General features: G+C 66.3%; 17 protein-coding genes and 1 tRNA gene. 9 read left to right on the top strand and 9 right to left on the bottom strand.

The features are described 5' to 3' along the window. Positions 1-73: 73 nt before the first annotated feature. The 5 genes from EF834_RS11885 to EF834_RS11905 all read right to left on the bottom strand — a co-directional run bounded on the left by EF834_RS11885 (position 74) and on the right by EF834_RS11905 (position 10,591). Entirely contained in the window at positions 74-1,792 is a 1,719-nt protein-coding gene (locus tag EF834_RS11885) for an Ig-like domain-containing protein (protein ID WP_235871143.1), read from the bottom strand. Between the two features lie 32 nt (positions 1,793-1,824). Continuing rightward, on the bottom strand, positions 1,825-3,564 hold the full coding sequence (locus EF834_RS11890) for an Ig-like domain-containing protein (RefSeq protein ID WP_235871144.1): 1,740 nt from the start codon (positions 3,562-3,564) through the stop codon (positions 1,825-1,827). Between the two features lie 277 nt (positions 3,565-3,841). Continuing rightward, on the bottom strand, positions 3,842-5,308 hold the full coding sequence (locus EF834_RS11895) for a glutamate synthase subunit beta (RefSeq protein ID WP_127947447.1): 1,467 nt from the start codon (positions 5,306-5,308) through the stop codon (positions 3,842-3,844). Next, entirely contained in the window at positions 5,301-9,920 is a 4,620-nt protein-coding gene (gltB, locus tag EF834_RS11900; protein WP_127947448.1) for a glutamate synthase large subunit, read from the bottom strand. Before gltB ends, EF834_RS11895 begins: the two co-directional genes overlap by 8 nt. Before the next feature lie 585 nt (positions 9,921-10,505). Then, positions 10,506-10,591, bottom strand: a tRNA-Leu gene (locus EF834_RS11905). A 184-nt stretch (positions 10,592-10,775) separates the two neighbouring features. Here EF834_RS11905 and EF834_RS11910 point away from each other — a divergent pair. The 7 genes from EF834_RS11910 to pknB all read left to right on the top strand — a co-directional run bounded on the left by EF834_RS11910 (position 10,776) and on the right by pknB (position 20,323). Beyond that, a complete protein-coding gene (locus tag EF834_RS11910; RefSeq protein WP_127947449.1) occupies positions 10,776-12,056 on the top strand; it encodes an FhaA domain-containing protein in 1,281 nt (426 codons plus the stop codon). A 168-nt stretch (positions 12,057-12,224) separates the two neighbouring features. After that, positions 12,225-12,689 (top strand): FHA domain-containing protein FhaB/FipA, encoded by a 465-nt coding sequence (locus tag EF834_RS11915; protein WP_127947450.1) that lies wholly within the window; start codon positions 12,225-12,227, stop codon positions 12,687-12,689. Beyond that, a complete protein-coding gene (locus tag EF834_RS11920; RefSeq protein WP_127947451.1) occupies positions 12,686-14,065 on the top strand; it encodes a PP2C family protein-serine/threonine phosphatase in 1,380 nt (459 codons plus the stop codon). Before EF834_RS11915 ends, EF834_RS11920 begins: the two co-directional genes overlap by 4 nt. Further along, positions 14,065-15,501, top strand: a complete 1,437-nt coding sequence (locus tag EF834_RS11925) for an FtsW/RodA/SpoVE family cell cycle protein (RefSeq protein WP_127947452.1) — start codon at positions 14,065-14,067, stop codon at positions 15,499-15,501. The genes EF834_RS11920 and EF834_RS11925 overlap by 1 nt, the downstream gene beginning before the upstream one ends. Beyond that, positions 15,498-16,985 (top strand): peptidoglycan D,D-transpeptidase FtsI family protein, encoded by a 1,488-nt coding sequence (locus EF834_RS11930; RefSeq protein WP_127947453.1) that lies wholly within the window; start codon positions 15,498-15,500, stop codon positions 16,983-16,985. The genes EF834_RS11925 and EF834_RS11930 overlap by 4 nt, the downstream gene beginning before the upstream one ends. Before the next feature lie 3 nt (positions 16,986-16,988). Then, positions 16,989-18,389: a serine/threonine-protein kinase gene (locus EF834_RS11935; protein ID WP_127947454.1), complete on the top strand. Its 1,401-nt coding sequence runs from the start codon at positions 16,989-16,991 to the stop codon at positions 18,387-18,389. Further along, complete coding sequence (pknB, locus tag EF834_RS11940; protein WP_127947455.1) at positions 18,386-20,323, top strand: Stk1 family PASTA domain-containing Ser/Thr kinase; 1,938 nt, start codon at positions 18,386-18,388, stop codon at positions 20,321-20,323. The genes EF834_RS11935 and pknB overlap by 4 nt, the downstream gene beginning before the upstream one ends. 81 nt (positions 20,324-20,404) lie before the next feature. Here the strand turns inward: pknB and EF834_RS11945 are convergent, their stop codons facing one another. Then, a complete protein-coding gene (locus EF834_RS11945) occupies positions 20,405-21,070 on the bottom strand; it encodes an aminodeoxychorismate/anthranilate synthase component II (protein ID WP_127947456.1) in 666 nt (221 codons plus the stop codon). Between the two features lie 44 nt (positions 21,071-21,114). After that, on the bottom strand, positions 21,115-21,885 hold the full coding sequence (locus EF834_RS11950; protein WP_408014509.1) for a DUF881 domain-containing protein: 771 nt from the start codon (positions 21,883-21,885) through the stop codon (positions 21,115-21,117). 180 nt (positions 21,886-22,065) lie between these two features. Here EF834_RS11950 and crgA point away from each other — a divergent pair, with 180 nt between their 5' ends. Further along, entirely contained in the window at positions 22,066-22,329 is a 264-nt protein-coding gene (crgA, locus tag EF834_RS11955; protein WP_127947457.1) for a cell division protein CrgA, read from the top strand. A 108-nt stretch (positions 22,330-22,437) separates the two neighbouring features. After that, positions 22,438-22,908 carry a PH domain-containing protein gene (locus EF834_RS11960; protein ID WP_127947458.1) on the top strand — a complete coding sequence of 157 codons (471 nt, stop codon included), beginning with the start codon at positions 22,438-22,440 and terminating at the stop codon, positions 22,906-22,908. A 64-nt stretch (positions 22,909-22,972) separates the two neighbouring features. On the opposite strand, the gene EF834_RS11965 is transcribed toward EF834_RS11960, so the two are convergent. Next, entirely contained in the window at positions 22,973-23,938 is a 966-nt protein-coding gene (locus EF834_RS11965) for a rhomboid family intramembrane serine protease (protein WP_127947459.1), read from the bottom strand. A gap of 10 nt (positions 23,939-23,948) precedes the next feature. Next, positions 23,949-24,470 carry a peptidylprolyl isomerase gene (locus EF834_RS11970; RefSeq protein ID WP_127947460.1) on the bottom strand — a complete coding sequence of 174 codons (522 nt, stop codon included), beginning with the start codon at positions 24,468-24,470 and terminating at the stop codon, positions 23,949-23,951. Positions 24,471-24,501: the final 31 nt, after the last annotated feature.

The raw sequence follows: 24,501 nt of genomic DNA on the forward strand, positions 1-24,501 counted from the left end.
ACCGCAGTCTGCGATGACACCCCCGGAGTCAGTGCTGCTCGTGGCAGCTATCCGTGCTCAGGAACCGAAGGGATCAGGAACCGAACAACCCCTCGAGGCTGCCGAGTGGGCCCGGGGGTGGCTCGGGTACCACCAGTTCCTGCGGCTCCGATGCCGAATCGACGAATCCATCGGATGCGACGAATTCGGCGGTGACACTGTAGGTTCCGGCGTTCAGGAACGTCGTCGGCAACGTTGCGACACCGTTGACGACGTCGACCGGCGCGCCGAGCGGCGCGTTACCGAGCTTGAACTGGACCTTACCGTTCGCGTTCGCCGGATCGACGGTCGCGACCAGGGTCACCGGGCTACCGCTGGGCACCTCGCCGACCGGATCCAGCGTGGTCGTGGTCAGCACGTCTTCCGGCGGCGCGTTGGTCACGCTCACGGGGAAGGCCGGCGACACCGATCCCAAGAATCCGTCCGTGCCGGAGTACCGCGCGATCACCCGGTGCGTGCCGGTCTCGTCGAACGTGTACGGCGCGATCGCCGCACCGTCGGTGCCGACCTCGGCGGTCAGGGTCTGACCGCCGACGACGAACTCGACCGTGCCGCCCTGGACGGCGGGGGTGATCTGCGCGGACAGGTTCACATCTTGACCCACGTACGCCTTGTCCGGCGAGACCACCGCGATGCTGGTCTCGACGTCGTTGCTGCTGACGTTGACCGTCTTCGGCGCCGAGGTCGACCCGATGAACCCGTCACTGCCCGAGAACACGGCCGTGATCGCGTGATCGCCCTCGGAGTCGAACACGTGCTCGATCGACGCCGAACCGTCGACCACCTCGACCGGGTCACCGATCGGGGTGCCCCAGTCCGAGAACTGCACGGTGCCACCCGAAGCCGCCGGGTCGATATTCGCGGTCAGGGTGACCGGGGCATCGGTCTTCGCCGCGTCCGGACCCGAGATCGTCGTGGTGGTCTCCTTGTCCGCCTCGATGATCTGCACCGCTGCCAGCGGGCCCGCACCCGAGTTCAGCGGGCCGTTCGCACTGTCGCGCGGGCTGCATCGCGTCGGTGCCCATGCGGTGATGATAAGGGTCGCCTTGGGCAGGAACGTCAGGAAGTTCTTGTCGTCGTTGAAATTGCCCGCTCCGCCGCTGGAGCGCAGCTTGAGGTCGACCGTGCCCGACTCGCCAGCCTTCAACAACACCTTGACCTGCGGGAGCTGGAAATAGGTGTAGCCGTCGGGGTTGGTGCTGCCGTCGATGTTCTTGCCGGTCGCGTTGACCCTGATGCCGCCCTCGCTGCTGTCGCTCGACGACGGGCCGTTGCCGATGGTCTTGTTGTCACCGGACAGCCGCAGGTAGGGACCGTTCGGATCCTCCCGCCCGTCGTCGTTGATCCGAATGACGCTCGGGGCGGTGCCGCTCAGACCCACCGACGTATTCGGCACGATCTCAGCGCCCAGATACTCCGCGTTCTCCGGAATCTCGATGTCGAGCTTGATACGAGAGACGTTATTGATCGATGCGCCCGACGCCGAGCCGGGGAAGCCGACCGCCCCAGCCTGGAAGGCGATCTCGAACTCCTCACCGGCGTCGACGCTGTCCGGCGCGTCGATGATTGCCGAGGCTTGCTGCGCTTCCGTGACGGGACCTGCCACCGCCGAGGGTGTCACCTGGCAGGTGGTTGTGAACGTGGTCGTCACCGGTGCTGCCTGAGCGGGTACCCCGCCCATCATGGTGAGGCCGGCGACCAGAGCTCCGATACCTGTCGGAGCAACGAGCCGGCGAATTCTGCTCTGTTGCACAATGTCTCCTGATTGAAGTTGGTATCGGATACTCAGCCGAACAGCGCTTCCAGCGAGCCCAGGGGACCCGCTCCGGAATCCTCACTCACGGTGAGCACCGTCGGACCCGACACCGAGTCCGCGAAGCCCGCACCGCCGACGAAGCTCGCCGTCACCGCGTGGGTGCCGGTGCCGTCGAAGCTGTGGGTGAACGTGGCCACACCGTCGACGACCTCGACCGTGCCCAGCACCGTGGTCCCGGACCGGAACTCGACCGTGCCATCGGCCGTGCCGGGATCGACGGTCGCGGTGAACGTCACCTGCTCGCCGACCACGGTCTTACCGCTCACCTCGAGCACCGTCCTGGTCTCCGTGCGCGTATCGGGATCGTTGACGGTGACGGCAAACTCGGTCGACGTCGACGGCTCGAACCCGTCGGTGCCGGTGAACTCGGCGACCACGTTGGCCGTGCCCGCGACATCGAAGGTGTGCGGCAGCACCGCGACACCGTCGGCGGTACCCACCGGAGCGGTCCCGACCTCGACACCGTCGACCAGGAACCGCACGTCACCACCGGACGGGAACGGCAGCACCGTCGCCGACAGGTTGACCGGGGTGCCGGTCACCGCGGTCACCGGCTCGACCACCGTGGTGGTGCCCCAGTCGGGATCGTTGACGGTGATCTCGGCGGGCGCCGAGACGGAGTTGTGGTAGCCGCCGGTGCCGGTGAACTCGGCGGTGATGCTGTGCGACAACGCCTCCGGGAAGGAACGGATGATGCTCGCGGCGCCGTTCTCGACCGCGACCGGCTGACCGTAGTCATTGCCGTCGAGCTTGAACTGCACCCGGCCCGTGGCCGTGTCCGGGGTGATCGATGCCGTCATGGTCACGTCCTCACCGACCAGAGCCGAAGCCGGAACCTGCAGCGCGGTGGAGGTATCGGAAGTCACGTCGACCGTCGCCGGTGCCGACGTCGAGTTGTGGAAGCCCGCATCCGCGAGGAAGTTCGCGGTGATCTCGTGTGCACCGACCGTGTCGAACGTGTGCGACAGCGTCGCGACACCGCCGACCACATCGACCGGCGAACCGATGTCGGCGCCACCGTCCTGGAACTGCACCCGGCCGCGCGCGTTCGACGGATCGAGGGTGGCCGTCAGCGTGGCCGCCTCACCGGTCTTCACCGTCTCCGGCACATCCAGCGTCGTCGTCGTGGTCACGTTCGGGTCCTGGACCCGCACCCACACACCGAAGTCCTTGCTGCCCCGCTCACCGGACCACGCATTCACTCCGACCAGCGCGCCGCTGTTGTAATCCCCGAACGCCATATCGTCCGGCACCCGGTAGGTCGTCTCGAGGACCACCGACTCGTTGTCGGTGAGGTCGAAACCACCGATCAGGAACGTGCACCGGTCGGTGCACCTCGCGGTCACGCCGCCGTCGGAGTTGTAGTTGAGCTCGTGCTTGTCGTTCCAGGTGACGTACGTGACCTTCACGCTGTCACGGTCCAGAATGAAGCCGGCCGGCGGCACGTCCCGAACCTTTTCGATCGACAACCGGATGTCGTTCGCGCGGTGCTTGACGGTGGTCTTGAAGGTGACGGTGTCACCTGGGTACACCACATTGCTGCCGACGACCTCCTTCGTCAGCTTCAACTGGTCCTCGTTGTAGGTATTGCTCGACGGCGGCGGCTCGGAGGCCGCGGCGGTGCCGACACCGGCACCAAGTAACGCTGCGATCACAGAGCCGGTCACGAGTACCGGACTCGCGACTCTGCGCAGGGTTGACGAAAACACTAATCCTCCTTGGGAACCCGCCTTCCCGACCCTGCGGGTGGCGTCGTGATGCATCACACAACGCAGCACTCTAGCCGTTGCAGGATCGTTGCAGAAGAGTTTTCTGGGCGTTTGTTCAAGAAGTTCTCATGGAAATCTCATGGAGATACGGAAAGGCCCCGTTCCACGCGAGGTAAAGCGTGGAACGGGGCCTTCCGGTTCAGTGTCGAAGGGGCTGTCGAAGAGGGGGCTGCCGAAGAGGGCGACCAAGGGCGGGGACCGACTCCGGTCCCCGTGATCAGCGCTGGGGTGCGCTGGTCGGCACGATCGGCGTGGGAAGCGCCGTCGAGCCCTCGAGGAAGCCGTCGACCGCGGCCGCACACGAGCGGCCCTCGGCGATGGCCCACACGATCAGCGACTGACCGCGGCCCATGTCACCTGCAACGAACACACCGGGAACGTTGGTCTCCCACCCGGACGAACGGGCCACGTTGCCGCGCTCGGTGAGGTCGACACCCAGGTCGGTGAGCAGACCCGGCTTCTCCGGACCGACGAAGCCCATCGCCAGGAAGACGATGTCGGCCTCTAGCTCGAAGTCGGTTCCCTCGACCTTCTCGAAGCGGCCGCTGACCATCTTGACCTCGTGCGCCTTCAGCCCTGCAACTACCTGTCGCCCTTGCTCGTCCGTTCGGCCGACGAACTCCTCGGTGTTGACCGCGAAGACGCGCTCGCCACCTTCCTCGTGCGCGGACGAGACGCGGTACATCAGCGGGTACGTCGGCCACGGAGTGGAATCGGCACGCTCTTCCGGTGGCCGCGGCATGATCTCGAACTGGTGCACGCTCTCGGCACCCTGGCGGTGCGCGGTACCGAGGCAGTCGGCACCGGTGTCACCGCCACCGATGATGACGACCTTCTTGCCCTTCGCCGTGATGGTCGGCTCCGACATGTCACCCAGCTGCACGCGGTTCGCGATCGGCAGGTACTCCATCGCCTGGTGGATGCCATCGAGCTCGCGTCCCTGGATCGGCAGGTCGCGCGCCTCGGTGGCACCACCGGCGAGGACGACCGCGTCGAACTGCTCGCGCAACTGCTCGGCGGTGATATCGACACCGACGTTGACGCCGGTGCGGAACACCGTGCCCTCGGCCTCCATCTGCGCCAGGCGGCGGTCGATGTGGCGCTTCTCCATCTTGAACTCGGGGATGCCGTAGCGGAGCAGGCCGCCGATGCGGTCGTCACGCTCGAACACCGTCACCGAGTGGCCGGCCCGCGTGAGCTGCTGTGCGGCAGCCAGACCCGCCGGCCCGGAGCCGACGACGGCGACCTTCTTGCCGGTGATGTGCGACGCGCGCACCGGCTCGACCCAGCCCTCGTCGAAGGCGCGGTCGATGATCTCGACCTCGACCTGCTTGATGGTGACCGGGTCCTGGTTGATGCCGAGCACACACGATGCCTCGCACGGCGCCGGGCACAGCCGGCCGGTGAACTCGGGGAAGTTGTTGGTCGCGTGCAGGCGATCGATGCCCTCGCGCCACTGACCCTTGAAGATCAGGTCGTTCCACTCGGGGATGAGGTTTCCGAGCGGACATCCGTTGTGGCAGAACGGGACACCGCAGTCCATGCATCGACTGGCCTGGGTCCGAAGGGTCTGAGAGCTGAAGTCTTCGTAGACTTCCTTCCAGTCCATCAGGCGCAGCGGCACCGGACGGCGGATGGGCAGCTCGCGCGACGTGTGCTTCAGAAAGCCGCTTGGATCACCCACGAGCTGCCTCCATGATTGCGTCGTCCACGTTCGTTCCGTTCTTCTTCGCGGTCTCGATAGCGACGAGAACCTTCTTGTAGTCGCGCGGCATGACCTTCGCGAAATGTGCCTTCTGGTGCGACCAGTCGGCGAGGATCCGAGCCGCAACTTCGGATCCGGTCTCGTCGCGGTGGCGCTCGATAGCGCCCTTCAGCCACTCGAAGTCCTCGACGCTGAGATCCTCGAGATCGACCAACTCGGTGTTGAGGTTGGCCCCGAAATCACGGTCCGGGTTGAAGATGTACGCAACACCGCCGGACATGCCGGCACCGAAGTTGCGTCCGGTCTTGCCGAGAATGACGACCTTTCCGCCGGTCATGTACTCGCAGCCGTGATCGCCCACACCTTCGACGACAGCGGTGGCGCCGGAGTTGCGGACTGCGAAACGCTCACCGACGATGCCGCGGATGAGGACCTCACCCTTGGTTGCACCGAACAGGATCACGTTGCCGCCGATGATGTTCTCCTCGGGTACGAAACCCTCGGCCGTCTGCAGCGGCGGGCGGACGATGATCCGCCCACCGGACAGGCCCTTGCCGACGAAGTCGTTGGCATCGCCGTGCAACCGCAGCATCATGCCCTTGGGCACGAACGCACCGAAGCTGTTACCGGCCGAACCCGTGAAGGTGATGTCGATCGTGTTGTCCGGCAGGCCTTCCGCGCCGTAGACCTTCGTCAGCTCATGGCCGAGCATGGTACCGACGGTTCGGTTGACGTTGGTGATCTCCGACTCGAACGCGACGGACTCGCCCTTGTCGAGGGCCGGACCTGCCTGCTGGATGAGCTGCTGGTCGAGCGCCTTCTCCAGGCCGTGCTCCTGCGTACCCGAGCAGTACAGGTCCTGGTCCGCGAACGCGGACTCGACCTTGTGCAGGATCGGCGACAGGTCCAGCTTGGACGCCTTCCAATGCTCGATCGCCTCGGAGGTGTCGAGGAGATCGACCTGGCCGACGGCCTCCTGCAGAGTGCGGAAGCCCAGCTCGGCGAGCAGTTCACGCACCTCTTCGGCGATGAACATGAAGAAGGTCTCGACGAACTCGGGCTTGCCGGTGAAACGCTTGCGCAGCACCGGGTTCTGCGTCGCCACACCCACCGGGCAGGTGTCAAGGTGGCACACGCGCATCATGATGCAGCCCGAGACCACCAGCGGCGCGGTAGCGAAGCCGAACTCTTCACCGCCGAGCAGAGTTGCGATCATGACGTCACGGCCGGTCTTCATCTGGCCGTCGACCTGGACCACGATACGATCACGAAGCCCGTTGAGCAGCAGCGTCTGCTGGGTCTCGGCCAGGCCGATCTCCCACGGGGCGCCCGCGTGCTTGAGCGACGTGAGCGGCGACGCACCCGTACCACCGTCGTGACCGGAGATCAGGACGACGTCGGCGTGCGCCTTCGATACACCAGCGGCAACAGTGCCGACACCGAGCTCCGAGACCAGCTTGACGTGGATGCGGGCCGCGGGATTGGCGTTCTTCAGGTCGTGGATCAGCTGAGCCAGATCCTCGATCGAGTAGATATCGTGGTGCGGCGGAGGGGAAATGAGGCCGACGCCCGGCGTGGAGCCACGCACCTCGGCAACCCACGGGTACACCTTGTGCGGCGGCAACTGGCCACCCTCACCCGGCTTGGCACCCTGCGCCATCTTGATCTGGATGTCGGTGCAGTTGCTCAGGTAGTGAGACGTGACACCGAAACGGCCCGACGCGACCTGCTTGATCGCCGACCGACGCCAGTCACCGTTCTCGTCCGGCGTGAACCGCGACGGATGCTCGCCGCCCTCACCGGAATTCGATCGACCACCGAGACGGTTCATCGCGATCGCGAGCGTCTCGTGGGACTCGGCCGAGATCGAGCCGTAGCTCATTGCGCCGGTCGAGAAGCGCTTTACGATCTCACTGGCGGGTTCCACCTCGTCGATCGAGATGGGCTCGCGCACACCGGTCTTGAACTTGAACAGACCGCGCAGCGACGCCAGGCGCTCCGACTGGTCGTCGACCAGCTTCGTGTACTCCTTGAAGATGTCGTACTGGCCGGTGCGGGTCGAGTGCTGAAGCTTGAACACCGTGTCCGGGTTGAACAGGTGGTACTCGCCCTCACGACGCCACTGGTACTCGCCGCCCACCTCGAGCTCACGGTGCGCACGCAGCTCGGGACGGTCCAGGTACGCCTTGGCGTGGCGTGCGGCGACATCCGCCGCAATCTCGTCGAGGCCGATGCCGTCCAGGTCGGAGCGCAGGCCACTGAAGTACTCGTCGACGAGTTCCTGCGACAGGCCGATGACCTGGAACAGCTGGGCACCGGTGTACGACGCGAGCGTCGAGATGCCCATCTTCGACATCACCTTGAGCACACCCTTACCGGCGGCCTTGATGTAGTTCGCGACGGCCTTGTCGAGCGTCACACCGGGCAGCTGGTTGCCCCGCAGCAACTCGTCGATCGTCTCGAAGGCCATGTAGGGGTTGACCGCTCCGGCACCGAAGCCGAGCAGCGCAGCCATGTGGTGAACCTCGCGTGCGTCACCGGCCTCGACGACCAGGCCGACCTTGGTGCGGGTCTTCTCACGCACCAGGTGGTGGTGCACCGCCGAGGTGAGCAGCAGCGACGGGATCGGCGCGTACTTCTCGTTGGACTCACGGTCCGACAGCACGATGATCCGGGCACCGCCGGCGATCGCCTCGGAGACCTTCTCGCGCACGGTGTCCAGCGCCTTACGCAGACCCTCGCCGCCCTGCGCGACGGGGTACAGGCCGCGGACGATCACGCTGCGGAAGTGCGGGTACTGACCGTTGTCGTTGACGTGGATCAGCTTCGACAGGTCGTCGTTGTGCAGGATCGGCTGCGACAGCGCGATCTGGTGGCACGACTCGGCCGATGGGTGGAGCAGGTCGGACTCCGGTCCGAGGGTGCCGCCCAGGCTGGTGACGATCTCCTCGCGGATCGCGTCCAGCGGCGGATTGGTCACCTGCGCGAACAGCTGCTGGAAGTAGTCGAACAGCATCCTCGGGCGCGCCGAGAGGATCGCGATCGGCGTGTCGGTGCCCATCGAGCCCAACGCCTCGATACCGCTGGCGGCCATCGGCTTGACGAGGAGGTTCACCTCCTCGGTGGTGAAACCGAAGATCTGCTGACGCAGAACGACCCGGTCGTGGGTCATGTATGTGTACTTGTTCTCCGGCAGGTCCTCGATCCGGACCAGGTTCTCGTCGAGCCACTGCTGGTAGGGGTGCTCGGCGGCGAGCTCCGACTTGATCTCGTCGTCCGAGATGATGCGGCCCTGGGCGGTGTCGACCAAGAACATGCGGCCGGGCTGCATACGCATGCGGCGCACGATCTTCTCGGGGGCGATGTCGAGGACGCCGACCTCGGACGCCATGACGACCAGGCCGTCCTCGGTGACCCACACACGCGACGGGCGCAGGCCGTTGCGGTCGAGCACGGCGCCGACGACGGTGCCGTCGGTGAAGCACACCGATGCCGGGCCGTCCCACGGCTCCATTAGCGTGGAGTGGTACTCGTAGAACGCCCTGCGGGCCGGGTCCATGCTCTCGTGACGCTCCCATGCCTCCGGGATCATCATCAGCACGGCGTGCGGCAGGCTGCGGCCGCCGAGGTGCAGCATCTCGAGCACCTCGTCGAAGCGGGCGGTGTCGGACGCGCCAGGGGTGCAGACCGGGAAGATCTTCTCGACCGCACCCTCACCGAACACATCGGACTCGATGAGCGCCTCGCGGGCCCGCATCCAGTTCTCGTTGCCGCTCACGGTGTTGATCTCGCCGTTGTGGGCGACGCGGCGGAACGGGTGCGCCAGCGGCCACGACGGGAACGTGTTGGTCGAGAAACGCGAGTGAACAAGACCAAGCGCACTCTCGAGGCGGTCGTCCTGCAGGTCGAGGTAGAAGCCCTTGAGCTGCGGCGTCGTGAGCATGCCCTTGTAGACGAACGTCTGGCTCGACAGGCTCGGGAAGTACACCGTCTCGCGGCCCGGGCCATCCGCGCCGGCGCCGCGGTTACCGAGTTCGTGCTCGATCCGCTTGCGGACGACATACGCACGACGCTCGAGGTCCATGCCGGTGACCGAGTCGCCGACTGTGACATCCCCCGTCGCTCCGCTCGCCCCCGGGCTGCCGATGAACACCTGACGGAAAGTAGGCATCGCCTCACGAGCCAGCGTGCCGAGCGACGAATCGTCGGTGGGGACGGTGCGCCAGCCGAGAACCGTCAGGCCCTCCTCTGCGACGATCTTCTCGACACTCGAGGCGGCCTCGTCGGCAGCGGCCTCGCCTTGGGGCAGGAACGCGATACCCGTGGCGTACGCACCCTCGGTGGGCAGTTCGAAGTCGACGACGGCGCGCAGGAAGCGGTCCGGGACCTGAAGCAGGATGCCGGCGCCGTCACCGGTGTTGGGCTCGGAGCCCGCCGCACCGCGGTGCTCGAGGTTCACGAGCGCGGTGATCGCCTTTTCGACGATGTCCCGACTGCGACGACCATGCATGTCGACGACGAAGGCGACGCCGCAGGCGTCGTGTTCGTTTGCCGGGTGGTAGAGCCCCTGGGGCCCGGGAAGATGCTTCATACCTACTGCCTTCGTATGCGTATATGCATCGACGACCAGCAGCGCTGATGGTCATCCACATGCAGAGCATGTGCCGACACGACGCTGTGTTCGGCACCGACCGAGAGGGGCTCTCCGTTGAGCCTCTGTACTGGACCGAGGTATGCCCTGGCGACGTTGCTCTGGGGCATTTCAGACGTTCATGGGTCCAGCGTGTTGAGAAGAGGTTAATTCACCACCCTGGGCGAAGCGCAAGCCAGACTTCACTTTCCAGCCTGCGACCATTGTGTTTATCCCCACACACAGGGGAGATGCAGCTCACGTCACAGCTTGGGAGGCGATGCACGAATCTGTGCACAAGACAACTGCTGGCCGCAGCGAGTGGACAGCTGCGGCCAGCGCGGGACGAACACTAACAGCTTCTGAACGCTTGTCCATCAAGGACGACATGCCCAGTCGGCCCGAGCGCCCACTCCTCTTCGACGCCGGCGGAATCCAGCTCGGAACGTAAGAGAATGGGAGGTCAGGCCCATCATGGAGCGACGAGAAGACCAGCGACGAAATGACTGAGGCCGCGGGTTCCGGAGAACTCGCGGCCTCATCTTGTGGTGGGCGAAGGGGGACTTGAACCCCCACGTCCCGAAGGACACTGGCACCTGAAGCCAGCGCGTCTGCCATTCCGCCACTCGCCCGAGCGACGCCGCAAACAGTAGCACGCAGGTCACGTGTAGGACGATTCGTGCAGGCAGGGCATGGAGGGAGGGGCCCGGAGCGCGACCGAACCCCTGCGGTGGTGGTGTCCAGATATCATGCAAAGGCAGCGGCCACGCCGCGACACGCAGATTGACCGCGAAAGACAACAGCAAGGTTCATGCCGTGGGGATCGTTCAACGCTTCGAGCGCAAGCTTCAAGGTGCTGTCGGTGATGCCTTCGCGCGAGTCTTCGGCGGGGGCGTTGTACCTCAGGAAGTGGAGGCTGCGCTGCAACAAGAGGCCGCTGACCGCGTTCAGCGACTCGACGGCGGCCACCAACTCGTACCCAACAGCTACGTGATCACCATCAACGAGTCCGATCACGAGAAGCTGGCATCGGATCATGAACTGACCGCGAAGTCCTTCGCCCGGCACCTCGAGGGATACATTCGTGAACAGGGGTGGCAGACGTACGGTGACATCGACATCCGTTTCGAGCCGTCGACGACGCTACATACCGGGCAGTTCCGAACCAGGGGATCGGTCGATCCGGACGCGCGCCGCGGTACGGTCGGCGCGCCCGGACCAGATCCCCGCGCGAGACGAAACCCAGTACCCGATTCACCGACCCCAGGAGCAGGCCCCATGACTCAGAACTCCGGATACGAACCTGGCCGCGACCCCCGGGATCGCACCCAGGAGCACGAGCAGCCGCGCAACGGCAACGCGCACCCGGGGCACGAGCCGACGCAGGGGTATCAGCAGGACTACCCACCGGGCTACGCGCAGCCTCGCTACGACCAGTCGTACGGTGCGCCACAGCAGGGCGGCTACCCGCAGGACGCCGGCTACCCGCAGCAGGGCGGCTACCAGTCCGATTACCAGCAGCAGGACTATCAGCAGTACGACGCCCAGCAGCCGTATCCCGGCCAGTACCCCGGATACCATCGGGACTACAACCAGCAGGGTTATGACCAACAGGGCTACGACCAGCAAGGCTACGACCAGCAAGGTTATGACCAGGGCTACCAGGGTCGATACGACCAACAGGGCTACGCCGACTACCGGCAGGGCGACTACCAGCAGGGGTACGACCAGGGCGGATACAACCCTTCGTACGGCCGACAGGGGTACGACCAGGGCTACCAGGCCGGCTACGCCCCCGAGGCGGGTCGTACGTTCACCGCGACGTTGCAACTCGAGGACGGCAGCGGCCGCTACTACCAGTTGCGCGAGGGCAGCAACGTCATCGGACGCGGTCAGGAGGCGCAATTCCGACTGCCGGACACCGGCGTCTCACGCCGCCACCTCGACATTCGCTGGGACGGTCAGATGGCGATGCTCGCCGATCTCGGTTCCACCAACGGCACTACGGTCAACGGTGCACCTGTGCAGGACTGGCAGCTCGCCGACGGTGATGTGATCCGCGTCGGCCACTCCGAAATCCTGGTGCGCATCCTCTGACGACACCACAGACGACTCGAACCGAGACACGAGACCGCCGCTCGGAACACCGGGCGCGACGGTAGGTCATGATCACTGCCAGTGAATTCACACATATGATGCAAGCGAGCTGAGTAAGCCCCGGCCACGCAAGCGCGTGGCCCTGGCCCCCGAAGGAGGTGTCGAGCAGTGCAGGGACTGATTCTCCAACTGACGCGAGCCGGCTTCCTGCTGTTGCTCTGGCTCTTCGTGTGGGCAGTGATTCGCACTCTGCGCAGTGATATTTACGCAGGCACGGGCGGCCGAGTGGTATCCCGCTACCAGCGCCGCTCGCCGATGCTGTCGTCGCTCGGCAAGCAGAAAGTTGCGAAACACCTGGTAGTGACGCAGGGCGCGCTGGCCGGTACCCGCATCACACTGGGCACTCAACCGGTCCTGATCGGTCGCGCCGACGACTCGACGCTGGTGCTCACCGACGACTACGCGTCGACTCGGCATGCACGTCTGTCCCAGCGCGGCGCCGACTGGTACGTCGAGGACCTCGGCTCGACCAACGGCACGTACCTGGACCGCGACAAGGTCACCACAGCTGTCCGCGTTCCGCTGGGCACACCGGTGCGCGTCGGCAAGACTGTGATCGAGCTCCGACCGTGACCCTGGTTCTGCGCTACGCGGCCCGCAGCGACCGCGGTCTTGTCCGCGCCAACAACGAAGACTCGGTGTACGCGGGTGCACGCTTGCTTGCGCTTGCCGACGGCATGGGCGGCCACGCGGCGGGCGAAGTCGCCTCGCAGCTGATGATTGCCGCGCTGGCGCACCTCGACGACGACGAGCCCGGCGAAGACCTGCTCGGCAAGCTGGACGCCGCCACCCGCGAGGGCAACGCGACCATCGCCGATCACGTCGAGGAAGACCCCGAACTCGATGGCATGGGCACGACGCTGACGGCGATCCTGTTCGCGGGCAGCAAACTGGGTCTGGTCCACGTCGGCGACTCGCGGGCCTACCTGCTGCGTGACGACCAGCTCGCCCAGATCACTCGCGACGACACGTTCGTCCAGTCCTTGGTCGACGAGGGGCGGATCACCGCCGAGCAGGCACACACGCACCCGCAGCGGTCACTGATCATGCGGGCGCTCACCGGCACCGAGGTCGAGCCGACGCTGACGATGCGTGAGGCCCGCGCCGGCGACCGCTATCTGCTCTGCTCGGACGGGCTGTCCGACGTGGTCAGCGACGAGACGATCGCGAACACGTTGCGGGAAGGCACCCACGACGATTGCGCCGACCGGCTCATCGAGTTGGCGCTGCGCGGCGGCGGACCCGACAACGTCACGGTCATCGTCGCCGACGTCATCGACCTCGACTACGGCCAAAGCCATCCGATCGTCGGCGGTGCCGCCTCCCGCGACGACGACGACGCGCCGCCGCCGAACACCGCAGCCGGCCGGGCCGCCGCGATGCGACCACCACCCGGACCTCGAGAGGTGGAACCCGTCGCCGAGGAGGTGCCCCAGAAGTCGCACCGGCTGCGCTGGGCAACGCTCGTTGCGCTCGGGTTGATCGCGGTGGTGGCCGCAGGTCTGTTCGTGGGCCGGGAGATGATCCTGAGGAACTACTACGTCGGCGCCTACGACGACCAGGTCACGGTGCTGCGCGGGGTACCCGGGTCGGTCCTCGGCTACTCCCTGCAGGAAAGCGCGCTCGTCGGTTGCGTCAGCGACGACGGATCACTGATCGTCGTCGAAGCCGGTCAACTCCCGAACTGGTGCCAGGTGTTGATGGTGGAGGATCTGGCCCCGTCGGCGCGTGAGCAGGTACGTGCCGGTCTTCCGTCGGGTACGGCGGAAGACGCCACCGCGCAGATGCGTCGCCTCGCAGCGAACGACCTGTTGCCGGTGTGCACTCCGACGACACCGGAAACCGAGCCCTTGCCCAACCCGACGGCCGGGGAGCCGCTCGCGCCGGCCATGCCGATACCGACCCAGGTCGAACAGATCCCGGGCCAGAACTGCAGGGTCGGTAGCTGATGTCCGAAGCACCGTTCCCCACCCCGGTTGGTGGTTTCGCCGCCGCACCTGCCCAGCCGAACCGGCGAAACACGGAACTGGTCCTGCTTTTCTTCGCGATCGCAGTCACGACGATTTCGCTGATACTGGTCGAGGCCAGCCAGGAACAGGCCATCACCTGGGATCTCGCGAAGTACGGACTGGCGTTCGCGGTGATGTTGCTGGTAGCGCACCTCGCCGTGCGTCGCTTCGCGCCGTACGCCGACCCGCTGCTGCTGCCGATCGTGGCGTTGCTCAACGGGCTGGGCCTGGTCCTGATCCACCGGCTCGACCTCGCCGACGCCGACGCCGCAGTTCTCCAGGGTCTCCCGATTCCGGCTCCGGACGCCAACCAGCAGGTGCTGTGGACGGCGCTCGCGCTCCTCGGATTCGTCACCGTCCTGGCAGTGCTCCGCGACTACCGCCTGCTTGCCCGCTACAGCTACACGGTGGGCTTGGCGGGTCTGGTACTGCTCGCGATCCCCGCGCTGTTGCCGTCTCGCTTCTCCGAGGTCAACGGCGCCAAGATCTGGATCAGGCTTCCGGGTTTCAGTATCCAACCGGCCGAGTTCGCGAAGATCCTGCTGATCATCTTCTTCGCGGCGGTGCTCGTCGCCAAGCGTGACCTGTTCACCACGGCCGGTCGGCACTTCTTCGGCATGGACCTCCCCCGCGCCCGTGACCTCGGCCCGATCCTCGTGGCGTGGATCGTCTCGGTCGGAATCATGGTGTTCGAGAAGGATCTGGGCACGTCGCTGCTCATCTTCGGCACCGTGCTGGTGATGATGTACATCGCGACCGAGCGTGTGGGTTGGCTGCTGATCGGTGGCGTACTGCTGATCATCGGGTTCTTCTTCGCGTATCAGATGTTCGGTCACGTCCGGGTGCGAGTCGACACCTGGATCGACCCGCTCAGCGACTACCAGGACACCGGCTACCAGATCTCACAGTCGCTGTTCGGGCTGGCGACCGGCGGCGTCGCCGGCACCGGCCTCGGCAGCGGACGCCCCTCGCAGGTCCCGTTCGCCAAGACCGACTTCATCGTGGCCACCATCGGCGAGGAGTTGGGCCTGATCGGCCTGGCAGCGGTGCTGATGCTGTTCCTCATCCTCGTGGTGCGCGGGCTGCGGACCGCTGTGGCGGTGCGCGACAGCTTCGGCAAGCTGCTCGCCGCCGGTCTGTCGTTCACGATCGCGATTCAGGTGTTCGTGGTCGTCGGTGGCGTCACCAAGCTGATCCCCCTCACCGGGCTCACCACCCCGTTCATGTCGTACGGTGGGTCATCCCTGCTCGCGAACTATCTACTCCTCGCGTTGCTCATGAAGATCTCCGACGCCGCCCGCACCCCCGCCACTCCTAAGAAGAAGGGGCCCACCCGCATCGCGGAGGCTCAGACGGAAATGCTGGGCCGCCAATGAACACATCCCTTCGCCGCGTCGCTCTGGCCGTCATGGTGATGGTCGCCGCGCTGCTCGCCAACGCCACGTACGTGCAGGTCATCAAAGCCGACGACCTGCGCCACGATCCACGCAACTCACGTGTCCTCCTCGACGAGTACTCGCGCCAGCGCGGCCAGATCTCCGCCGGTGGACAGGTGCTCGCCGCGTCGGTGCCCACGGACGATCGCTACAAGTACCTGCGGGAGTACCCGCCGACCCCCCAGTCGCCATCGAGCCCACTCGCGAACGCGCCGGTCACGGGCTTCTACTCGATGCTGTACGGCAGCGCGGGGATCGAGAGGACGGAGGATCCAGTCCTCAACGGCTCGGACAACCGCCTGTTCAGCAGGCGCTTCTTCGATTTGGTGTCTGGCCGCGACCCGCGCGGCGGCAACGTCATCACCACGATCAACCCACTGATGCAGCAGGTTGCGTACGACCAGTTGACCTCGAAGGGTTATACCGGTTCGGTCGTCGCGCTCGAGCCGAGCAGCGGGAACGTTCTCGCGATGGTCAGCACCCCCAGCTACGACCCCAACCTGCTGTCGGGACACGATGGCGCGGCGACATCGGCAGCGTGGGATGAACTCAACGCCGATCCGGACAAGCCGATGCTCAACAGGGCGGTGTCCGCGACGTACCCGCCGGGTTCGACTTTCAAGGTTGTCGTCACTGCCGCGGCACTGGAGAACGGCGCCAACCCGGACGAGCAGCTCACCGCGTCACCGACCATCACGCTGCCCGGCACGACGACCACGCTCGAGAACTACAATGGCTCCGCCTGCGGCACTGGTGAGACGGCGTCGCTGCGCGAAGCGTTCGCGCGCTCGTGCAACACCGCATTCGTCGAACTCGGCATCAGAACCGGAACCGACGCGCTGGCGGAGCAAGCGCGGGCGTTCGGCATCGGTCCCGGCACGCCCGCTATCCCGATCCCGGTCGCCGACAGCACGATAGGTTCCATTCCCGACGCTGCCGCGCTGGGCCAGTCGAGCATCGGCCAGCGGGACGTCGCACTGACCCCGCTGCAGAACGCGGAAATCGCCGCGACCGTCGCCAACGGCGGCATACACATGGAGCCACATCTGGTGTCGCAACTGCAAGGTCCGGACCTGTCCAATCTCGCCACTACGACGCCCACGCCACTCGGGCGCGCGGTGTCGTCCGACGTCGCTGCGACGTTGACCCAGCTGATGATCGGCTCCGAGAACAACACCGCCGGCGCCGGCACGATCCCGGGTGTGCAGATCGCGTCCAAGACCGGTACGGCGGAGCACGGGACAGATCCACAGAACACGCCGCCGCACGCCTGGTACATCGCGTTCGCGCCGGCTGAGAACCCGACCGTCGCGATCGCAGTCATCGTCGAAGACGGTGGCGACCGCGCACTCGCCGCCACCGGCGGATCGGTCGCAGCCCCCATCGGACGAGCCGTAATCGCGGCCGGATTGCAGAGGGGGTAAGGCATGTCGTTGTCCAACGGATCGGTAATCAGCGGCCGCTACCGCCTGCAACGGCTGATCGCCACTGGCGGCATGGGCCAGGTGTGGGAGGCGACCGACAGCCGTCTCGACCGCCGCGTCGCCGTGAAGGTCCTCAAGGCCGAGCTCTCGTCGGATCCGGAATTCCTGGAGCGATTCCGCACCGAGGCCCGCACCACCGCCCAGCTCAACCACCCCGGTATCGCGGGCGTCTACGACTACGGCGAGACCCGTGACTCGTCCGGCGCACCCACCGCTTACCTGGTGATGGAGTTGGTGTCCGGCGAACCGCTCAACGCGGTGCTCGCGCGGGTGGGTCGACTGTCTGTTCAGCATGCCCTGGACATGCTCGAGCAGACCGGACGCGCCCTGCAGGTTGCACATTCGGCGGGTGTGGTGCACCGCGACGTCAAGCCCGGCAACATCCTCATCACCCCTACCGGGCAGGTGAAGATCACCGATTTCGGTATCGCGAAGGCGGTCGACGCATCCCCCGTCACCCGGACGGGCGTGGTGATGGGCACTGCGCAGTACATCGCCCCCGAGCAGGCACTCGGCCAAGAGGCCACCGCGGCGAGCGACGTGTACGCGCTCGGTGTCGTCGGCTACGAGGTGCTGTCGGGCAACCGCCCGTTCGGTAGCGGCGGCACCCTCACCGTGGCGATGAAGCACGTACAGGATGCGCCGGAGCCGTTGCCCGATGACCTGCCCGCGCCGGTCCGCGAACTCATCGACATCACGTTGACGAAGGACCCCGCCACCCGCTATGCCAGCGGCGGCGAGTTCGCCGACGCCGTCGCGACTGTCCGGGCCGGTCACCGTCCGCCGTCGCCCGGCCCGGCGACAGCCGGTGCGACGCGAGCGAGCATGCCGGTCCCGCCGTCCCCGGCCGCGACGACCGCCATGATGCCGACGCAGGAGCACAGCCCCACCGGTGAAGCGGATCAGGTCCCGCAACCGCCGGACGGCGGCGGTTCACGCTGGACACCCGGCCAGAGGGCGATGGCCTGGGCTGGCGGTAGCCTTCTTGTGCTTGCGGCGATGGCCGCGGGCGGCGCCATCGCGCTCCTCGGTGATGAATCGGGCGAAAGGTCCACTCCGCCCGTTGTGACATCAACCACGGAGGTGCCTGTAACGACGACCACCCCCGAGGCGACGGAGCGGGCGACGATCCCAACCATCCAGACGACCACCGCCCAACCGACCACGACGACGACCACACCGCCGCCGACATGGACCACGACCGAGACCACGCCCCAGCCCACCACGACGACGACCACGACCGAGACCGAACCCACCACGACCACGACCGAGACCGAACCCACCACGACCACGACCGAACCCACCACGACCACGACCACCACAGCCCCGCAAGGACAGCCATGACGACGCCGCGCAACCTCTCCTCCCGGTACGAGCTGGGCGAGATTCTGGGCTTCGGCGGCATGTCCGAGGTACATCTCGGACGAGACCTGCGGCTGAGCCGTGACGTCGCGGTCAAGGTGCTTCGCGCCGACCTGGCCCGCGACCCCACGTTCTACCTACGATTCCGGCGCGAGGCACAGAACGCGGCCGCGCTGAACCATCCGGCAATCGTCGCGGTCTACGACACCGGCGAGGCCGATACGGACGCGGGTCCGCTGCCGTACATCGTGATGGAATACGTCGACGGCGAGACACTGCGTGACATCGTCCGCACCGAGGGGCCAATGGCACCGCGACGGGCGATCGAGATCATCGCTGACGTGTGCGCGGCACTCGACTTCAGTCATCGCCACGGCATCGTGCACCGGGACATGAAGCCCGCCAACATCATGATCAACCGCGCCGGCGCGGTGAAGGTGATGGATTTCGGCATCGCGCGGGCGATCGCGGACGGCTCGAGCTCGATGACGCAGACTGCCGCGGTTATCGGCACGGCGCAATACCTGTCGCCGGAACAGGCCCGCGGCGAGCAGGTGGATGCACGCTCGGACGTCTACTCCCTGGGCTGCGTGCTGTACGAGGTGCTTACAGGTGAGCCGCCGTTCCAGGGCGATTCTCCCGTCGCGGTGGCATACCAACACGTCCGGGAGGATCCCCGGGTGCCGTCGCACGTGAATCCGGCGGTTCCACACGCGCTGGATGCGGTGATCCTGAAGGCGATGAGCAAGAACCCGGCCAACCGCTACCAGAGCGCCGCCGAGATGCGCAGCGATCTGGTGCGGGTATTGAATGGCCAGGATCCGGTCGCACCGATGGTCTTCACCGACGAGGACCGCACGACGATGTTCGGCGCGGTCGACGACGGTCCCGCGAGCACCAGCTCGGGCTACCGACCCGAACCGACCCGCACGGCGACCGTGACCGCCACTCCCGACACGATCGTGCCGCCGAAGAAGCCGCCGAAGAAGAGTCACACGGCCCGCAACGTGCTCCTCGCGATCGCGACGCTCGTCGTAATCGGCATCGTCGGCGCCTTCGCCCAGGCGTACTTGTCCACGCCGCCGAAGGTGACGGTCCCGAACGTCGCGGGTCTCAACCAGCAGGAGGCCGTGGCAGAGCTGCGCGACGCAACCCTGGGCTCGACCATCCAGTCGAGACCCGACCCGGTGGTCGCCGTTGGCAACGTCATCGGGACCAACCCGTCGGCCGGCACCTCGGTGGACAAGGACGCCCGGATCACCCTGCTGGTTTCGTCGGGCCCCGAGCAGGTGCAGGTGCCCAGGCTGGACGGCTTGACGCAGGACGAAGCCGAAAAGGCCCTCGGTGCCGCCGGTCTGCGCCTCGAACCCGAAGTCGCCCGAGGCCCGTCCGAGGAGGACGAGGTGGACAAGGTGACCGAGCAGGCTCCGGCTGCGGGCGCGAGGGTCAGCCTGGACTCGACAGTGGCGATCACCCTCGGCGAGGGCCCCGAGCAAGTGCGGGTTCCCAACGTCGTGGGTCAGTCCCTCGAGGTTGCGCAGCCCAATATCGAAGGCGCGGGTTTCAAGGTGGAGGTCGAGGAGATCGACTCGAGCAAGCCCGAAGGCCAGGTCGTCTCGACTTCTCCGGAAGGCGGTGAAGATGCCGCGAAGGGCGACACGATCCAGATCCGGGTGTCGAACAGCGAGCTGTTCGAGATGCCCAACCTGAGCGGGATGTCTAGGTCGCAGGCGCTGCAGGCCCTTCGCCAGGCCGGTTGGACGGGGTCGTCGAGCCAGCTGACCGAGAGGGATGACGCGACGCTCGACCCCTCCGAGGTGGGCAAGATCACCGCTCAGCAGCAGACGGCGGGCACCGAGGTGGCGAAGGACGCTCCTTTGCAGGTGATGGTGGGCGAGCTGGGGATTCCACGCTAGGCGCCCCAGGCCGCAACAACGGAAACCGCTGAGCGGGTCCCCGGCGCCCGGGGACCCGCTCAGCGGTCTGATCAGCTAACGTCAGCGCACGAGCGCATCTCCGAGCGACCGGGCGACCTCGTCCTCGAGTGTCGCCACGAGCGTCTCGGCCGGTGCCTGCCCGCACACGCCGAGCCAGTTCGCGAGCATTCGGTGACCGCCCTGGGTGAGTACCGACTCCGGGTGGAACTGCACGCCGTGGATGGGTAGCTCACGGTGCCGCATCGCCATCACGATGCCGCTGTCGGTGTGGGCGATGACCTCCAGCTCGGCAGGGATGGTGTTCTCGAGAACGGTCAGCGAGTGGTAGCGGGTGGCCGTGAACGGATCGGGCAGTCCGGCGAGGACCCCACCGTCGTTGTGGTGGACGATGCTCGTCTTGCCGTGCAGCAGTTCGGGTGCCCGGTCGACGGTGGCACCGAACGCGGCGCCGATCGCTTGGTGCCCCAGGCACACACCGAGCAGCGGAGTCTTGGCGGTGGCGCACGCGCCGACCAGCGGCATCGTTGCGCCGGCGCGCTGTGGGGTGCCCGGTCCGGGGCTGAGCAGGACGCCGTCGAATTCGTCCGCGGCGGCCGCGATCGCGTCGGCCCCTGTCAGTCGAGGGTCGTCGTTGCGCCACACTTCAGCGTGCGTTCCGAGTTGACCCAGGTACTGGACCAGGTTGAACACGAAGCTGTCGTAGTTGTCGACGACCAGGATGCGCATGTGACGAGGGTAGTGCCTGCGGGATCCTGCGCGGTGCGCAGGGATTAGGCGCCCGCGTCCGCGTGCTCCGTGTGCAATTGGCCGGTGTAGGCGGGAACGGTCAGGCGGTCCGATTCCTGCTGGGTGTAGCCGAGGCCGTACCGGACGGCGTACTGCTTGAACGTCTTGATCCCGGGCTCGTTGGCGAGGGTCGCCCCGAGACGGGCCGGGTCACCGATCGCAGTCACGACGTACGGCGGACTGTAGGTGCGTCCGTGCAGCAGCAGGGTGTTGCCGATGCATCGCGGCGCGGATGTGTTCACGAGCCGCTGGTCCTGCATGGCGATCGCCTCGGCCCCGCCGGTCCACAGCGCGTTGAGGACGCTCTGCACATCCCGCTGATGCACGACGAGGTCGTCGGGTGACGCACCGGCGGGGTAGTTGCCGTCGGCGTCCCGCGGCGCATCCGTCAGGGTGACGACGACACCGGGCCCGCTGAGCGAGGTCAGGCCCAAGGTATCGGCGAGTTCGCGGCTGTCGGCCAGTACCTCGGCGACCCGGCTGTCCGTGCTGGCTGCATTCTCCTGGAGTTCCTGTACCCGGGCGGAGAGGCTGTCGTAGATGGCTGCGGCATCGTCGACATCGCCCTGCGCTCCGCGGACGAGATCGGACAGGCGGGTCGAATCGGTTCGCAACTCATTGCCATGGGATACCTGCCGCGTCGTCGCCAGCAAGAGTCCCGCGACCAGGCAAACCACGAGGACGGCTACCGGCCAGAAGCCGAACTTCGGGTTCGCGCCCTGCGACTGCGATTCGACGTCCGGCACGTTGACCACCCCCACGACGGACTATCGGTACGCGACCGGTCCTGGCTGCGCTTGTTTGAGATAGCGTGTAATTCACGACAGATAGTGCGAATGTACCCTGTCCGCCCGGACAGTTTCGGGTACCCGACCACGTTCCCCATCCGCACAAGAACATCCACGCAAGAACATCCACACAAGAACAAGGACGTCATGCCTAAGTCGAAGGTCAGGAAGAAGACCGACTACACGATCAACCCGGCGAACCGCACCCCGGTGAAGGTCAAGGCCGGTCCGTCCAGCACGCTGTACATCTCGGTGATGCTCGGTTTGATGCTCCTCGGCCTGCTGTGGATCATCGTGTACTACTTGGCCGGCGAACAGCTCGCGTGGATAAACAGCCTCGGGGCCTACAACTTCGCCATCGGCTTCGGATTCATGATCGTGGGCTTGATCATGACCATGCGATGGCGCTGACCTGCCGTTTCGTGATCTCTCCCGGTAACGCACACTTCTGCAATTACACACATGTCATTCATCCCCAGCGTTGATAACACCTGTGGATAACCAAGGAAGGCTGTGCACATGCCTGAGGATGAAGTCGATCACGAACCATCACTGGAGTGGTCCACTCCCCTCGGCGCGGTAGCGGCACTGACGGTCGGCGGGGTCGCAATGCTCGTCGCCGCGCTGCTGGTCGGACTCGACACACCGGGACGGTTCCTGGCCGTTCTGGCGTCGCTGGCCATGTTCGTACTCGCAGGACTCGCTATGCGTCAGCGCCCGAAACTTGCGATCGTGCGTGCCGGAGCCGAACCGGCGATCGCCGCCACGCGCCTGCGGGGGCGGCGGGTCTACGTCCGCGGCGACATCACTCGAATTCGGATCGTTCGCTATCCGCGGCTGGGTCGGCGGGTGCCGATGCTCGAGATCGACGCCATCGACCCCGACGGCACCGAGCGGCTCCTCATCTTCGGACGATGGGACCTCGGCACCGACCCGACCGTGGTGTTCGACGCCCTGTCCGTGCGCGGACTCGTCCCCGAGAAGGGGTGAGAGCCCCGGCGCCCCAGGGGGTCAGAGCCCGGCGTTCCAGGAGGGGGCACAGCCCCCGTGCCGGTCAGGCGATGTTCAGCTGATCGCGCAGGCCGACAACCCGCAACGCGATGACGCCTACGACGAGAACGCCGATGGCGGCGATTCCCGCCCAGCCGAGTTGCCGGGCGCGCGCGACTTCGGCCGGGGTTCGCTGCCCTGTCGGCGCGTACACGAGTACCGCGGTCGCAGCGGCGCCGGCGACAAGCCCGCCGAGGTGCCCCCACAGCGAGATACCGGGCACAGTGAGACTGATGACGATGTTGAGGCCGATGATCGTCAGAACCGGCCCGGCGCTGCGGCGCATCCGGACGAGCAGGACGGCCTGCGCGCCCATGATGCCGAAGATCGCACCAGAAGCTCCGGCTGTGAAAGCCCCGAGCGACTCGAAGGCCAGCGCCGACGCCGAGCCGCCGAGCAACGAGACGAAATAGACCGCGAGATAGCGGCTGCGGCCGAGGACCATCTCGGTGTCGCGGCCGAGGATCCACAGCACAAACATGTTGATGGCCAGGTGGATGAGACCGAAGTGCAGGAATCCGCTCCCGACAACGCGATACCACTCCCCCTGCGCGACCGCGAGCGGGTCGAGAACCAACTCGCCGAACAGCGACGAGTCGAAGGTGGCCGCGCCGGTGAACCGGTTGACGACGCCCGCACCGTTGTTCATCAGGGACCCCGCCTGGATGGCGGTGGCCATGAAGAACAGCACGTTCAGCGCGATCAGCGCGTACGTGGCAACCGGCACCGGGGATCCGGAACGCATAGCCGCACCCGCGACGGTGCGCGCCCGCGGTGTGTCCCGCCGTCCGGCAGACACGCAGTCGACGCACTGGTGCCCTACGGGCGCCGAGCGCAGGCAGTCCGGGCAGGCGGGACGCCCGCATCGGCTACAGGAAAGGACGGTGGGGCGATCGGGGTGGCGTGCGCACCTCGACTGAGGCGGCGGGGTGCCCTCGCTAGCCGCACCACCCCAGCCGGGGTTCGTCATCCGTGAGTCCTTACGCGATGGTGATGCTGTTGATCACGACGTCGTCGACCGGGCGGTCTGCCCCGTCCGTTGCGGTAGTGGCGATGGCGTCGACAACCTTCTTCGAGTCTTCGTCCTGCACCTCACCGAAGATGGTGTGACGCCGGTTGAGATGCGGCGTCGGGCCGACGGTGATGAAGAACTGCGAGCCGTTGGTGCCCGGGCCGGCGTTCGCCATCGCCAGCAGATAGGGGCGATCGAACTGCAGCTCTGGGTGGAACTCGTCGGCGAACTTGTAGCCCGGACCCCCACGGCCGGTACCGGTCGGGTCGCCGCCCTGGATCATGAAGCCGTCGATGACACGGTGGAAGATAGCACCGTCGTAGAACGGGCCACTGGCGCCTCCCTTTGCGTTCTGCGTGGTGTACTCCTTTGAGCCGTTCGCGAGACCGACGAAGTTCTCGACGGTCTTCGGCGCATGGTTACCGAACAGTGCGATCTTGATATCGCCACGGTTGGTGTGCAGCGTTGCGGTAGCAGTCTGTGAAGTCACCCCTCCATCGTGCCACTGCCTTCGGGCGCCC

The organism is Rhodococcus spongiicola, from assembly GCF_004011835.1.
GTDB classification, from domain to species: Bacteria; Actinomycetota; Actinomycetes; order Mycobacteriales; family Mycobacteriaceae; genus Prescottella; species Prescottella spongiicola.

Excerpts from the sequence above, each read along its gene's own strand:
- crgA (WP_127947457.1), top strand. The coding sequence starts at position 22,066 with ATGCCTAAGTCGAAGGTCAGGAAGAAGACCGACTACACGATCAACCCG.
- EF834_RS11930 (WP_127947453.1), top strand. The coding sequence starts at position 15,498 with ATGAACACATCCCTTCGCCGCGTCGCTCTGGCCGTCATGGTGATGGTC.
- EF834_RS11965 (WP_127947459.1), bottom strand. The coding sequence starts at position 23,938 with ATGACGAACCCCGGCTGGGGTGGTGCGGCTAGCGAGGGCACCCCGCCG.
- EF834_RS11945 (WP_127947456.1), bottom strand. The coding sequence starts at position 21,070 with ATGCGCATCCTGGTCGTCGACAACTACGACAGCTTCGTGTTCAACCTG.
- EF834_RS11960 (WP_127947458.1), top strand. The coding sequence starts at position 22,438 with ATGCCTGAGGATGAAGTCGATCACGAACCATCACTGGAGTGGTCCACT.
- EF834_RS11935 (WP_127947454.1), top strand. The coding sequence starts at position 16,989 with ATGTCGTTGTCCAACGGATCGGTAATCAGCGGCCGCTACCGCCTGCAA.
- pknB (WP_127947455.1), top strand. The coding sequence starts at position 18,386 with ATGACGACGCCGCGCAACCTCTCCTCCCGGTACGAGCTGGGCGAGATT.
- EF834_RS11925 (WP_127947452.1), top strand. The coding sequence starts at position 14,065 with ATGTCCGAAGCACCGTTCCCCACCCCGGTTGGTGGTTTCGCCGCCGCA.
- gltB (WP_127947448.1), bottom strand. The coding sequence starts at position 9,920 with ATGAAGCATCTTCCCGGGCCCCAGGGGCTCTACCACCCGGCAAACGAA.